We start from the raw sequence: 13,251 nt of genomic DNA on the forward strand, positions 1-13,251 counted from the left end.
TTTTCTTTTAGACGACGGTCTGGCAAGCCCCCTATGCCGTACAGATATTTGAGAACTCTTTACGCAATCAAACGCTGCGTAATTATCCGTCCGGCGTTGGGACATACTACTCATACCGGAAACCGCATCTTTTCAAGGAAGTGTATCTGCTTGACCGCTCTCTCCCCACTGACGCAAGCCTTTATATTATTTTTGCTGATTCTTGCCAACGGCCTATTTTCCCTGACGGAAATGTCAATTATCTCTTCCCGCAAATCCCGTCTGGAACAGCTGGCCGAAGCCGGAGACCCGGGAGCGAAAACGGCGTTGGAATTATCCGGGGACCCTACGCAGATGCTCTCTACCATCCAGTCCGGAATCACCTTAATCAGCATACTGACGGGAACCTTTGGCAGCGCCGGTTTTTCCCGTCTGATTGCGGAGCAGTTGCGCGTTTTTCCTTTTTTGGAGCCCTATGCTGATATTCTCAGCCTGGTGATCGTCATTTCTTCGATTACCTATATTTCACTCCTGCTGGGCGAACTTGTGCCAAAGCGTCTTGCTCTTGCGAATCCGGAACCGATTGCCGCTGTTTTATCCCGCCCCATGCAAACCTTTTCCCGTCTTTCTTCTCCGGTTGTCCGGTTCTTAACCTATTCTACCAATCAGGTGCTGCGCCTATTGGCCATCCAGCCGGCGGCCAATGAACCGGTAACGGAAGAAGAGATAAAGATTCTTATCGAACAAGGCACCGAAGCGGGTATGTTTGAAAAAGCCGAGCAGGATATGGTCGAACAGATCTTCCAGTTGAGTGATGCCCGGGCCCATTCCCTGATGATTCCCCGCACGCAAATTGTCTGGTTGGATGTGGAAGACCCCTGGGAAGAAAATTTCCGGGTCATGACGGAAAACTATTATTCGCGCTTTCCCATCGCCAGAAAAAATCTAGATGATTTTATCGGCATCATCCATACCAATCAGATATTAACCGCCTTTTTTCATAACAAACCGGTTCATCTCGAGCAGCAAGCCCGGCCGGCCTTGTTTGTTCCCGAATCTATGAAAGTATTAAAAGTCCTTGAACTCTTCAAACAATCCGGCACTCATGAGGCCATTGTGCTTGATGAATTTGGCGGTGTCGCCGGCATGATAACCCTGCGGGAAATTTTAGAAGAAATTTTTGGCGATGTTTCCCGCAGTGAGGAAGCGGACAATCCCCAAGCCGTTCAGCGGGAGGATAATTCCTGGCTGGTGGACGGATTACTTTCCACTGACGACTTTAAAGAAACCTTTGCCATCGACGCGCTGCCGGAGGAAAAGGCCAATCATTACCAGACACTGGGCGGCTTTGTGACTTGGTATTTGGGCCGTATTCCTACCGCTGCGGAATATTTTGAATGGAACGGTCTGCGGTTTGAAATCGTCGATATGGACCGGGTACGGGTCGACAAGGTGCTGGTTACCCGAATTCAGGACTCGAGCGATTTTTGCCCATAGCAGTAAAGGCATTGGTGACCGCACCGCTGTTCATAACTGCCAATATCAAGGCTTTTGGTGCAGCCGCAGGCTTCCCGCTGCCCCGTATCTCTGGCCTTGGAAGCCCGTCCATCAAATAATGCCGTCAATTGCCCGCCGTCAATACAATGCCCTTTCTGAATTTGCGGAATTTGTTCCAGGAGGAGGCTGGCGCAGGAATAAAGGGGCAGATTATATCGAGCAGCTATTTCAGCCATGCGCCGGAAGAAAGCGATCACTTCCCGGTCCCCGGGCGTAGCAATCTCAACGCCGTTTTGCGTCAAACGTCTCCGTACATGACCATACAACGCAATATAAGAAGTGGTCAACCGGCAGCCATTCATCCCCAGCGTAATTAAATCCCGGCATAACTCCTCAAAGATCTGTAACCGGACAGCAGCCGGCTCTCCCGGCCCCGCTGAAATTTCCCCGGCCGGCGAGAAAATAACCGGGTCAAACCGGATCGTAAATTGCTCCGGCCGGTAACGCCGCAGCAAGCGGTCCAATGTTTTAAGAGTTTGGCCGTAAGGCGGAACTCCCGGTTCAAGGCGGGCGGCATAGTGATTAATAGTGTATTGGAAATAAAGATTGTAATTTTCCAGTTGCCCCGGATTTTCCGCTACGGGTGCAAAATTTTTGCTCCATAACACCAGACTATGGATCGCTTGGGGCCTGACATCAATGGTCGATACCGTATTCTTGTAAACGGGATTACGCACCGACACTGCCCCCTTAGTCAGGACGTTTTGAAGCCAGGCATAATGACAGCCCGGCAGATCGGTTCGTCTTGATGCGGAAATAACCGGCTTCATCCTCTCAGCCATGCCATCTCCCCTTTCCCGAACCTGCTTAAAAAGCGCATGAATGCTCGCCGCGCCTAGTATCTGCATCTTTTTAAGCAGGCTCCTTCCCATAAATTATGATATCTGGAACAAAGGAGGGTAACCCTATGCCAAATAATTCTTCGATCCCAACGAATAATTTCCCCCCACAGCACCAGGACCAGCAGCCCGGTATCGAATCCCGGATGAATCCCCGCCCGGTGGCCGTCAGGAATACCTACCAGGGAAGCGGCAAACTCCAAAACAAAGTTGCCCTGATCACCGGCGGTGACAGCGGCATCGGCCGGGCCGTAGCGATTTCCTTCGCCAAGGAAGGAGCCGATATCGCCATTGTATACCTGAATGAACACGGCGATGCGGCTGAAACCAAAGCTATGATCGAACAGGCGGGGCGAAAGTGCCTAACCCTGGCAGGAGACATCGGGCAGGAACCCTTTTGCCAGGAAGCAGTGAATAAAACCATACAGGAATTCAATAAGCTGGATATCCTGGTAAACAATGCTGCCGAACAGCATGTCCAGGCCAGCATCGAGTCCATCCCTGCCGCCCAGTTGGAACGAACTTTCCGCACCAATCTTTTTTCTTTTTTTTATTTTGTTAAAGCGGCCTTACCTCATCTGAAAAATGGCAGTAGCATCATCAATACCACATCCGTTACGGCCTATGAAGGCCATGACCAGTTAATTGATTATTCCGCCACCAAGGGAGCGATCGTCACCTTCACCCGGTCTCTATCCCAATCACTCGTCGGCCGGGGTATCCGGGTCAACGGCGTTGCCCCCGGCCCCATCTGGACCCCGTTGATTCCGGCTTCCTTTTCGCCGCAGCATGTAACCCAATTTGGTCAGAATACACCGATGAAACGGGCCGGACAACCCTGCGAAGTCGCCCCCTGTTATGTCTTTTTGGCCGCCGAGGATTCTTCCTATATGTCGGGTCAAATCCTGCACGTCAACGGCGGAACCATTGTAGACAGTTGATAAGGAAAAACCGCTTAATGCGGTTTTCCTATAAAAAAAACACTGCGTAGTTTTACCACGATAAAAAGAAAGGCACCAGCAGGGGCACAAGGGCCGTCAAAGTCAGGCCGCTCATAAAAGCCAGCAAGGCTGTTTGCGTATCGGTGACCTTGGAAATAAGGGGCAGCGTGGAGTCCATCGTCGTCGCCCCGCCCGGCGCTACGGCCGTTATCTTGCCTACATAGCCGGCCAATACGGGAATCAGTATAAAAGCGATTAATTCCCGGAAAACATTTGACAGAAAAGCGGTTGTTCCTAACTCCACGCTATAAAGCCGGGCAATCAGCACCCCCGATAAGCTGTACCAGCCAAAACCGGCACTAACGGCCAGTACCTCTTTTAGCGGCATAGACAATATAAACTTGGCCGCTGCGGCGCCGGTCAAACTGCCTACGGCTACTGACAACGGCATAAGAAGCACTTTCCAGCCAAGTTGTTTGATCTTTTTAAGCGAATCCCGATTCCGTCCGATATCCAGACCGACCCCAAAAATCATCAGCACCAGAGCGCAAGTCACTATCCGGTCCAGATAATGAACCCATCCGGGCGGTAAAAAGAACCGTCCCGTTCCAATTCCCGCCAGAACCGTCAATAGAATATAGATTACCATGCCCTGTCACTCCTTATTCGCTTGTATCTGCCGGCAGGAATTACGGTCCTGACCGTGACCGGATCCCGCTAAGTTCCATTTCCGGGCCACAGCCCACAACGCCCCGATGCTGCCTGCAACACTCAACGCAGCAATCAATAAGGCTCTTCCTCCCAAGAGAGTCAGCTTTGCGGCCAACTCCCGGTCAATGCCGATTTGCGCTCCCAACGCCAATAGCATAATGAATAACATTATGGTTGTCATTTTATTGCTGTAATGAAACCAGGCCGCCGGTATTTTCCCGCTGGCTCCCATAGCTATGCCGGCAACCAGACTGACAAAAATTAAACTCATGCCCTCCAACCTTTCACTCAACACTAATCACAAACTGATACAACGGCTGTCCGCCGTAATAAGTCTCTATGGCAAGATCCGGCACTTCCTCCGCCAGTTTTTGCGCCAAACGGGCCGCTTCCGCTTCCTTTAGTTTATCACCATAATACAAGCTGACAATTTCACTCTCAATCCTTACCATCGCTTTCACGGTCTGCAGTAGAACGGACTCAAGATCAGCCGCGTCGGCCACAATTCGGTTATCATCCATGCCGATATAGGTACCGGCCGCCACCGGATGCCCATTGACCACACTATCCCGCACAGCAATTGTGATACTGGCGCTGCGTACTGCCGCAGTCCTTTCGGACATCTTGCGTACATTCTCGGCTAAAGCTGTATTGGGATCATATACCAGGAGCGCCGCCAATCCCTGCGGCACACTACTGGTTGGCACCACAGCCACCCGGTCCCCCAGCAGTTTCCGGGCCTGATTGGCCGCCAATACAATATTCCGGTTATTCGGCAGTATAATGTACTGCTCTGCATGTCCTTTATGGACAGCACTGACAAAATCCTCCACCGGCGGATTCATGGTCTGACCACCGGACAGCACAACATCGGCACCCATCTCCTGCATAATGCGGGTCAAGCCTTCCCCGGAAACAACACTGATCACGGCCAGTCCGGTCTTTTCCCGGACCGGAGTTCCTGCACTGCGATGCTGATCCGCCATATTGTCTATTTTAATATCATGGAGCGTACCCCAGGCTACGGCCCACTCCAGAACTTTCCCAGGGTGAGCCGTGTGAATATGGATCTTTAATAATCCGTCACCTTCCGCCAACACCAAGGACTCGCCCAGTGAAACAAGCTGTTTTTTTACTTCCGCACACGTCACCGAACAATTTTTTATAATAAATTCGGTACAATAGGGATGAACAATCGTCACTTCTCCCGCATGCCCGGCAAGAGTCAGGCTTTTATCAAATCCCGCTTCCGGACCGCTGTACGTTCCCTGTAGTCCATCCAGACAACCCTGTAAAAAAACTATCAATCCCTGTCCTCCGGCATCAACTACCCCGGCTGTTTTTAATACGGGCAGCAGTTCCGGTGTCCGGGCCAGTTCCTTTTTACCGGCCCGGACAGCTTCCGATAGGATATCAGCAAAAGGACGCCTTTCCCGCATGGCCCGCTGGGCCCCTTTGGCAATCCCCTTGGCAACCGTAAGAATCGTCCCTTCGACCGGACGGGCCACGGCCCGGTAGGCATACAACACTCCATATTCGAAGGCCTTGCCGATCTCGGCGGAAACGGCCTCCTCTTTTCCGGCTAACCCCCGGGCAATACCACGAAAAATCTGAGATAAAATTACCCCGGAATTGCCTCTTGCCCCCATGATGGCGCTATCGGCTGCCAACTTGCTCAAAGCGCCGATTCCCGTTCCTTCCGGTGCTTCGGCGGCTACCTTGGCTACGGCAGCCAAAGTCATTAACATATTGGTGCCCGTGTCTCCGTCCGGCACCGGAAAAACATTAAGACGGTTTATCTGTTCGTGCTCTCGCATAAAAGCGCGGTAAGCGGCTGCGATCATGCGCTGAAAATCCCTGCCGGAAATTATTTCTTCCTTGTGCCGCACTGTTCTGCCCCCTTATTTAAATAACTTCCTGAAAAACAATACCGATGATTCCCGGTCCCAAGTGGGCCCCCAGCACGGCTCCGATATTGCCAAGCGAAAGGGGGACACCCGGAAACAGGTTTTCCATCTGGGTTGCCAGTCCTTCGGCCTCCGATGCCCTTTCAATATGTACAATGGCTATGTAAGCCAGATTCCTGTATTGCTTGACTTCTTCCACCATACGCTGCACTGCTTTTGGGCGGGTCCGCACTTTATCCAGCACCGCTACCCGTCCCTTTACTAAATATAATATGGGCTTAATTTGTAAAATAGTACCGACTAAAGCCGCCGCGCCGCCGATCCGGCCGCCCTTATGCAAGTATTCCAGCGTATCGGGAATAAACAAGGTATGGGTAGCGCCGGCCATACGTTCCAAATAAGCAACAATGCTGCCGGCCGGAATTCCGGCCGCCGCTTGCTGCAAAGCAAATTCCGCCATATGAACCATACCGGCCGCCGTGGTCCCGGAATCCACCACATGAATATTATTTTTCCCGGCCAACTGCACGCCCATACGGGCACTTTGCACCGTTCCGCTTAAGGCACCGGCTAACGTTATTACAATGATATCATCCCCCCGCGCCGCCAATGGGGCAAAAGCCGCCGCAAACTCACCCGGCGCGGGCTGGGACGTTTTGGGATAGAACCCAGTAGCCGCCTTTAAATGAAATAACTCGGTATTGTCAATTGCATCCTCCAGCCATTGTTGCTGCCCCAGCATCACTTTTAACGGCACTACATGTAAATTATCATGCTGTTTAAGCATCGCAGACGAAACATGGGCCGTACTGTCCAAAATAATCTGAATGTTCCCCACCGTAAGCTCCTTCCTCGAAAGATTCCTTTATTATAATTTTACCAAAAAACTGCTAAAAAAATAAGACTTGGCTAATGCCAAGTCGGCGGCCTAGCCGGCTTCACTTAGAACATCCCGGGCTTCAATTTCCGCCTCTGCTCCATGGATACCGCATTCCGGACAAAGCCAGGTCTGGACTTTCATACCTTTTCCTGCCGCCAATAAATTTTTTTAATTATTCAAACACGGCGGCAGCGAAAAGGGAAATAGTACGTAGGACGCGAATAAATTAAAATATTGTCATTTGTTCGGAATATTTGACGCTCAGGAGTATGACATGGAAAAAAAACTGTTATTTGCATTGGACATTGGCACCCGGAGTGTAGTGGGCCTGGTAGGCGAACAATCCGCCGGCTTGATTCAACTCCTTGGCTGGGAAAGGCAGGAACATCACACCCGGGCTATGCTGGACGGTCAAATTCATGACGTTCCGGAAGTGGCCGGTGTACTGGAAAACGTAAAAAACCGTCTGGAATCTGCCTACGGACCGCTGAAACAGGTATCTGTGGCGGCTGCCGGCCGGGCGCTATGTACGGTCCGGGCTAACGCCGAACTGGAAACATACAACCGTGGGACCCTTTCACTCCAAGATGAGCATGCCTTGGAGCTGGCGGCAATTCAAAGCGCCCAGCAAAATCTGGCCACATCCAACGCCGTCGCCGATCCCGGCGCTTACTATTGCGTCGGCTATAGCGTAATCGGCTATATCCTGGATGGCACCAGCTTAAAAACCCTGGTCGGTCAGCGGGGAAAATGTGCCAGTATCGAATTAATTGCCACCTTCCTGCCCCGCCAGGTCATTGACTCCCTGCAAGCGGCGATTCAAACGGTTGGGCTTGAAATAGCCACCCTGACATTGGAGCCGATTGCCGCCATTAACGTGCTCATTCCGGAAACTATGCGCCATTTGAACCTGGCCCTGGTCGATGTAGGAGCAGGCACTTCCGACGTTGCCATCACTCGCGACGGCTCCGTAATCGGCTATGGCATGGTTCCCTGCGCCGGGGATGAAATTACCGAAGCCTTGTCGCAAAAATATCTGCTGGATTTTAATGTGGCGGAAATCGTAAAAAGGAAATTAAACGGTAAAAGTAAAAAAGTCTGTTTCACCGATGTACTGGGTATGACCCATAAACTGGCCGGTTCGGAAATTGTGGAAACGATAGCTCCTCAGGTGGCGGAACTGGCCCAGGCTATTGCCATTCAAATTCTGGAGCTTAATTCCTGCCCGCCCCAGGCCGTCCTTTTAGTCGGTGGCGGTTCACTAACCCCCCTTTTGCCGGATGCCCTGGCCCAGGCGCTGGATATTCCCTTGGCAAGAGTAGCCATCCGCCGGCCGGAAAAAATCAACGGACTGACCGAAGTGCCTGCGGAATTGTCTACGCCGGATGCCGTAACACCGCTGGGAATCTTAAAACTATCCGGCAGTCACACCCTTAATTTTATTCACGTTACTCTTAACGAAGAACCGGTCCGTTTGTTTAACTTAGGCCGTTTGACCGTAGCCGACGCTCTTTTAGCCACCGGCCTGAATGTGCGCAGTTTACAGGGCCGTCCCGGACTGGGCCTGACTATAACGGTCAACGGACAAACTAGATTTATTCCCGGCAGCCTTGGTCAACCGGGATGCATTGAAGTAAACGGCAACAAGGCGCAACTGGATACTCCGCTGCAAGAACAAGATGTCATTACTATTATAAAAGGTATTGACGGAGAGCCCCCCCACCCCACAGCAAGCGAAATGATTCCAGCCTCACCACCGCTCACCATCCGCATCAGCGGTAAGTCCCATACACTGGAAGCGTCTCTTACTATTAACAGCAATCCGGCTTCGCCGGATACGCTGCTTCAGGACAGGGATCACGTAGTTGCCTTCCAGCCTTCCAGCCTGGAAGAGGTTCTGGCCGCAGCCGCCATACCGTCCGGTAACGAACGTCTTACCTACGTTTTGAATCAGGTTGAACACACCTTGGAATTGCCTCCACACTATCTGCTCAATGGTTCACCGGTTTCTTTGCAGGTTCCGGTACAATCGCAAGACAACATCGACATTGTGCCGCCGGTTCTACCCACCCTTGCCGATATCCTTGAACTGCCCGCTACGGTCTGCCAGTCTATAACCGTTTTCTTCAACGGAGAGCCGTGTTTATTACCGCTCAAACAATATAGCATCACTTTGGACGGTAACCCGGCCCGGCTTGATAAAACGGTTCTTGACGGCAGTATCATTGAGTACTCTTGCGTAGAATCGCCGCCGCCCATCGTCAGCGAAGTGCTTTTGGCCGGAAATTTCAATGTACAAAGCCTGCGGCCGGGAACCAAAGTGGATATTTTGTTAAACGGGCGGACCACGGAATACACCACTTTAGTCCACGAAGGCGATAAAATTGATCTCATCGTCACTCCATGAGAAATCTTTCGGCCCGTAGCACAGGGCTCATGGAGCGGAAAAGCAGCTCATATCATTGCCGATATGAGCTGCTTTGGTCTTTTTAGGTCTTACCCGTTGGCTACATTGTCAAAATACTGTACATTGTTCCGTCCCATTCGTTTGGCCCGGTACAACGCTTTGTCCGCCTGCTCAAATGCCAACTGTGTTTCCATCCCCGGACCTTTCAACGCCATGCCAATGCTAATTGTGAAAGGAACATAGGTCGTCCCCTGAATAAATTTGGTTTCCGCCACCCGCGCCCGTAGCCGTTCAGCCACTTTATACCCAAGCTGGGCCGTTGCCGCCGGCAAAACAATGACAAATTCCTCCCCGCCGTACCGGAAAGCCAAATCTCCTTTTCGTAAACTGTTCTTAATAATGTTGCCTAATATAACCAGTATCTTATCGCCACACAAATGTCCATACGTATCATTTAGCCGTTTGAAATGATCAATATCCACGACCAGCAAAACACATTGCGGGAGCGCATCTACCTTTTCCCGGTAAGCCCGATAGTTATAAAGACCGGTTAACCCATCGGTCAAGGCCATTAACTGATTCCGGTCCTTTTCCTGTATCAGCTCAGCTTTCTCTTTGTCGGCATTCATTTTTTGCAGCATAATCAACCGAATCTTTAACGCCATAAACGCAAGCAAACTCATGCTTAACAAATGAAACAGCACATTCATCCCGATGGCGGCAAAGGGCAATTCCCGTCCTAGTGCAGAGGCTGCAACAAAAGTCAGTCCTGTCAGCAACACCATCTCGCCGGCTCTTTTCTGCCCCACCCGCAGTACCATGCGGCCCAGCAATAGATAATATAGAATATTACTGTATACGGCTCCCCAATAAGTCATATAAGCACATAAAATTAGATTGACCAACAATTCGGCCGCGTTCGGTACGGCTGCATACCGATAAAGCAGTCCGTTGAAAACCAGATAAAGGCCGGCAGTTACTATTACCGGCACCATGGCCGGCGTCCCCTCAACCATGGCATTGGCAACAACAAATAGGGCAAAGATTAAACCGATACGACCGGTTAGAAACTGAATGGTATCCAAACTGCTCCCATAACGAATTGATGTTTGGTTTTCCCGTTTCATCCTTCACATCCCTGCCTAACTTACATCTTAAAGCGGAAAATCCGTCACAGGCCCCATTTTAAACAAGTTTACACTTGTTTTCTATCCGTAGTCCCTCTCTGTCCATCTACATTCTATAATAATATATACACAATGTATATATTATTGAAAAAATATTTAAATCCTGCCTTAATCCTCTGTATTATTTCATTGCCAACAAAATAGCCGTGGCATCATCACGGCAGTCCGGAGAGCGGATTAATTTCTCGAGCCGGGAGAAAAGGTCCTGCCCCGCCGGCTCAATCATATCGTCTTTACGCGGCAGTAGTTCAAATAAGCCGTCACTTAAAAAACAGATAAGGTCTCCGGGCTCATAAGCATGACTGTGCTGCTCAAAATCCACCTCGTCCAGAATACCAAGGAATGGCCCCGGCACGCGCACTACCCGGGTTGTTTTCCCGGACCGGACCAGAAAAAAATTAATGCCCGCGGAAGTATAAATGAGCTGATTTCGCCGGCAGTCAACTTCAAACAAAATGGCGGCGGCAAAACATTCTTCTGTAAAGTAAGGCATCATCTCCCGGTTCAGCCACTGAAGACGGTCGGTCAAATTCCGCCGTTTTCCCCAGGCTTGCCGGAATAATGCCTTCAAAGCGGCAGTCTGCAGGGCAGTAGCCAGTCCATGTCCCGTCACATCTGCCAGATAACCGGAAAAACATTGCCGTTCCTCATCCCAGCTATAGTCATATAAATCCCCGCTTACATGGTAATAAGGCTCATAAATAGTCCGCATGGCAAGCCGGTCATTGACAAAATCCAGCGGCAATAACCGTTTCTGAATTTTGCCGGCCATCATGACCTCTTCCCGGATTCTTAAATCATCCGTAATATTACGGATCAAAGAGGCCAAAACTTCCGTTCCATGGAACTTTAAACACTTTGAATTGACCTGCACTTTAAATACCGAACCGTCTTTTTTTTGGTGATAAGCAGTATATATATGACCTTCCTCCGCCGCCTTGATGGTTTCTTTCATCATCCGGCCGATCATCAGTTCGGCTTCGCAATATATTTGACCAATAAAAAGTTGTTCCGGTTCCGTTTTCGTATATCCATATAGGCTGCGGGCCTTTTCATTCATAAATAAAACCCGGCCGGTAGCCGCTTCTGTCAGCAGAAGCGGATCATTAATCATATCCAGCAGTTCAAAACGATTGCAATGTTCACAAAATGTTGCAAAAATCTCTGCTGCAGTCACCGTCTGCATATTACCCACTTTCACGTTCATTACCACCTGTTCTAAAATTCAAAACCCTTCCGTGTCAAAACGAGGCCACTGAAAAAGTCCCTATGATGCTAAAAAAGGTATAGTCTCTCAATAAAACTGAAGAGGCTGTACCTTTTTTCCTGTATAATTAAGGTATCAAAGGGAGCAGGTGAGTCAAATGATACAACAACAACAAGCCATGGTTTTAAGTCCCTATATAGAGCTCTATAACTTGATTATTCCCAAGGATAATATGCTGCGACAAATCAGCGAACTTGTTGATTTCTCCTTTGTGTATGAGGAATTGAAAGAGCGCTATTGTCTGGATAATGGCAGAAATGCGATTGACCCGATTCGGATGTTTAAATATTTGCTGCTCAAAACGATCTTCGAACTGTCTGACGTGGACATCGTCGAGCGATCCAAATATGATATGTCGTTTAAGTATTTTCTTCACATGGCGCCGGAAGAACCGGTGATTGATCCAAGTTCCTTAACAAAGTTCCGGAAGCTGCGGTTAAAGGATCTAAATTTGCTCGATATGCTCATAAACAAAACCGTTGAAATCGCAATTGAAAAGGGTATTATCAAAAGTAAATCAATCATTGTTGATGCAACCCATACAAAAGCCCGTTATAATCAGAAATCCCCCATAGAAATCTTGCAGGACCGCTCCCGAAAACTGAGAAAAGCCGTCTACAAGGTCGATGAATCTTTGAAAGCGAAGTTCCCGACGAAAAACACCAGCGGTGTAATCGAAGACGAAATTGCCTATTGCCAAAAACTCATCGATGTGATTGAAGCAGAAGGCGGCGTTTGCGAGCTTCCGAAAATAAAAGAACCTCTCAATCTACTCAAAGAAACGGTAACAGATGACCTTGATCCGTTGCGAATCTCGGAGGACCAGGATGCAAAAGTCGGCCACAAGAGCGCAGATTCCTCATTTTTTGGATATAAAACGCATCTTGCCATGACCGAGGAACGGATTATTACGGCAGCCGTCGTCACGACGGGCGAAAAGAACGACGGCAAGCAACTACAGGAACTGATTGAAAAAAGCAAGGCAGTTGGTGTGGAAGTCAAAACGGTCATAGGGGATACGGCTTACTCTGAAAAAGATAATATAACATATACCAAGGACAATAATATAGAGCTTATTGCTAAGCTCCATCCCCTCATTACGCAAGGGAACCGAAAAAAAGAAGACGAATTCCAATTCAATAAGGATGCAGGTATGTATGTGTGTAAAGCCGGCCACATGGCAATCCGGAAAGCAAGGCAAGGGAAAAAAGGCATTGGGAAAAACCAATCTGATACGTACTATTTCGATATTGAGCTTTGTAAGCGCTGCCCTTTCAAAGAAGGGTGCTACAAAGAGGGAGCAAAAAACAAAACTTATTCGATGAAAATTAAATCTGGTGAGCACACCGAACAAATGGCGTTCCAGGAAAGCGAGTACTTCAAGGAAAAGGCGAAAGAGCGCTACAAGATTGAGGCTAAAAACAGTGAACTCAAACACAGGCACGGGTATGACGTAGCGTCATCTTCGGGTCTTGTTGGCATGGAGTTACAAGGGGCGATGGCGATATTTACTGTTAATATAAAGAGAATATTGAAACTGATAAAATAAGAGACAAGTTATAAAGGTTTTTCCAGA

The 13,251-nt window shown here is 49.4% G+C and carries 11 protein-coding genes; 4 read left to right on the plus strand and 7 right to left on the minus strand.

What is annotated here, in order from left to right; genetic code table 11:
- The first annotated feature begins 48 nt into the window (after window positions 1–48).
- Entirely contained in the window at window positions 49–1,476 is a 1,428-nt protein-coding gene (locus LUCIF_RS05745) for a hemolysin family protein (RefSeq protein ID WP_207857063.1), read from the plus strand.
- On the opposite strand, the gene LUCIF_RS05750 is transcribed toward LUCIF_RS05745, so the two are convergent.
- Window positions 1,449–2,318, minus strand: coding sequence for a DUF1848 family protein (locus LUCIF_RS05750; protein WP_122626938.1), 870 nt, complete (start codon window positions 2,316–2,318; stop codon window positions 1,449–1,451). The two genes, LUCIF_RS05745 and LUCIF_RS05750, sit on opposite strands and share 28 nt — an antisense overlap.
- A 125-nt stretch (window positions 2,319–2,443) precedes the next feature.
- Between LUCIF_RS05750 and LUCIF_RS05755 the strand changes: the two genes are divergently transcribed.
- Window positions 2,444–3,316, plus strand: coding sequence for an SDR family oxidoreductase (locus tag LUCIF_RS05755; RefSeq protein WP_122626921.1), 873 nt, complete (start codon window positions 2,444–2,446; stop codon window positions 3,314–3,316).
- A gap of 52 nt (window positions 3,317–3,368) precedes the next feature.
- Here the strand turns inward: LUCIF_RS05755 and LUCIF_RS05760 are convergent, their stop codons facing one another.
- Genes LUCIF_RS05760 through LUCIF_RS05775 form a run of 4 tightly spaced genes read right to left on the minus strand, consistent with a single transcriptional unit; the run spans window position 3,369 to window position 6,772 of the window.
- Window positions 3,369–3,965, minus strand: a complete 597-nt coding sequence (locus LUCIF_RS05760) for a LysO family transporter (RefSeq protein ID WP_122626922.1) — start codon at window positions 3,963–3,965, stop codon at window positions 3,369–3,371.
- A gap of 6 nt (window positions 3,966–3,971) precedes the next feature.
- Window positions 3,972–4,298: a LysO family transporter gene (locus LUCIF_RS05765; protein WP_122626923.1), complete on the minus strand. Its 327-nt coding sequence runs from the start codon at window positions 4,296–4,298 to the stop codon at window positions 3,972–3,974.
- 13 nt (window positions 4,299–4,311) lie between these two features.
- The gene (locus LUCIF_RS05770; RefSeq protein ID WP_122626924.1) at window positions 4,312–5,916 is read right to left on the minus strand and encodes a DAK2 domain-containing protein; all 1,605 of its coding nucleotides are present in this window, start codon (window positions 5,914–5,916) and stop codon (window positions 4,312–4,314) included.
- Between the two features lie 16 nt (window positions 5,917–5,932).
- A complete protein-coding gene (locus tag LUCIF_RS05775) occupies window positions 5,933–6,772 on the minus strand; it encodes a DegV family protein (RefSeq protein WP_122626925.1) in 840 nt (279 codons plus the stop codon).
- 316 nt (window positions 6,773–7,088) lie between these two features.
- Between LUCIF_RS05775 and LUCIF_RS05780 the strand changes: the two genes are divergently transcribed.
- Complete coding sequence (locus LUCIF_RS05780) at window positions 7,089–9,221, plus strand: cell division FtsA domain-containing protein (RefSeq protein WP_122626926.1); 2,133 nt, start codon at window positions 7,089–7,091, stop codon at window positions 9,219–9,221.
- A gap of 89 nt (window positions 9,222–9,310) precedes the next feature.
- Here the strand turns inward: LUCIF_RS05780 and LUCIF_RS05785 are convergent, their stop codons facing one another.
- On the minus strand, window positions 9,311–10,348 hold the full coding sequence (locus LUCIF_RS05785) for a GGDEF domain-containing protein (protein WP_122626927.1): 1,038 nt from the start codon (window positions 10,346–10,348) through the stop codon (window positions 9,311–9,313).
- A 181-nt stretch (window positions 10,349–10,529) separates the two neighbouring features.
- Window positions 10,530–11,609, minus strand: a complete 1,080-nt coding sequence (locus LUCIF_RS05790; RefSeq protein WP_165865903.1) for a SpoIIE family protein phosphatase — start codon at window positions 11,607–11,609, stop codon at window positions 10,530–10,532.
- Window positions 11,610–11,772: 163 nt separating this feature from the next.
- Here LUCIF_RS05790 and LUCIF_RS05795 point away from each other — a divergent pair, with 163 nt between their 5' ends.
- Complete coding sequence (locus LUCIF_RS05795; RefSeq protein ID WP_122626929.1) at window positions 11,773–13,224, plus strand: IS1182 family transposase; 1,452 nt, start codon at window positions 11,773–11,775, stop codon at window positions 13,222–13,224.
- The last annotated feature ends 27 nt before the right edge of the window (window positions 13,225–13,251 follow it).

This window comes from Allolucifera butyrica, from assembly GCF_900476375.1.
Classification (GTDB): domain Bacteria; phylum Bacillota; class Negativicutes; order Sporomusales; family UPPP01; genus Lucifera; species Lucifera butyrica.

What these genes read in the sequence shown, in the direction of transcription:
- LUCIF_RS05750 (WP_122626938.1), bottom strand. Translation starts at nt 2,318, where the DNA reads ATGGCTGAGAGGATGAAGCCGGTTATTTCCGCATCAAGACGAACCGAT.
- LUCIF_RS05755 (WP_122626921.1), top strand. Translation starts at nt 2,444, where the DNA reads ATGCCAAATAATTCTTCGATCCCAACGAATAATTTCCCCCCACAGCAC.
- LUCIF_RS05760 (WP_122626922.1), bottom strand. Translation starts at nt 3,965, where the DNA reads ATGGTAATCTATATTCTATTGACGGTTCTGGCGGGAATTGGAACGGGA.
- LUCIF_RS05765 (WP_122626923.1), bottom strand. Translation starts at nt 4,298, where the DNA reads ATGAGTTTAATTTTTGTCAGTCTGGTTGCCGGCATAGCTATGGGAGCC.
- LUCIF_RS05780 (WP_122626926.1), top strand. Translation starts at nt 7,089, where the DNA reads ATGGAAAAAAAACTGTTATTTGCATTGGACATTGGCACCCGGAGTGTA.
- LUCIF_RS05785 (WP_122626927.1), bottom strand. Translation starts at nt 10,348, where the DNA reads ATGAAACGGGAAAACCAAACATCAATTCGTTATGGGAGCAGTTTGGAT.
- LUCIF_RS05795 (WP_122626929.1), top strand. Translation starts at nt 11,773, where the DNA reads ATGATACAACAACAACAAGCCATGGTTTTAAGTCCCTATATAGAGCTC.